The sequence below is a fragment of the Mycobacterium sp. E3247 genome (assembly GCF_001667785.1).
Taxonomy (GTDB): Bacteria; Actinomycetota; Actinomycetes; order Mycobacteriales; family Mycobacteriaceae; genus Mycobacterium.
The window spans coordinates 1-546 of record NZ_LZJG01000223.1 but is presented as its reverse complement, the minus strand read 5'-3'; the positions used below and the strand labels follow the sequence as shown (position 1 = coordinate 546).

At 63.2% G+C, this 546-nt stretch carries 1 protein-coding gene; it reads left to right on the top strand.

The genetic code is table 11. From position 1 onward, the window contains the following. Nucleotides 1-23: 23 nt before the first annotated feature. A partial coding sequence (locus tag A9X04_RS11945; RefSeq protein WP_197509146.1) for an acyl-CoA dehydrogenase family protein occupies nt 24-546 on the top strand: 523 nt, incomplete at its 3' end.

Genomic DNA, 546 nt, shown 5'->3' with positions numbered 1-546 from the left:
TCAATCCTGTCAGCGTATGTCACATGATCGATTTCGAGCTCCCGGCGGAGATTCAGCAACTGCGTGCCCGGGTCGCCACTTTCATCGACGAGGTAGTGCTGCCGGCGGAGCCACAGATCGGCACGCGTCCCTTCTTCGACATCGTCAAGGAGGTCCAGGACAGGGCCCACGCGGAAGGGTTGTGGTGCCCCTTCGTACCGGTGCAGTACGGCGGAATGGGGTTGGGGCACTTGGCCAATGCCGTCGTGCAAGTCGAAGTGGGCCGCGCGTTCAGCCATCTGGGTGCGTGGGCGTTGAACTGCATGGGCCCACAGGACGCGACCATGCTGACCCTCATCGAGCACGGGACCGAGGAGCAGAAGCAGCGCTACCTGGTCCCGCTGGTCAACGGCGATATCCGGGTCTGCTTTGCCATGACCGAAAGAGCCGCCGGCGCCGATGCCACCGGCATGCAGACCGCGGCCGTGCAGCGAGGGCCGGATTGGGTTCTCAATGGCGAAAAGTGGTTCACCTCCGCCGCTTCCATCTCACAACTGGCATTGGTCA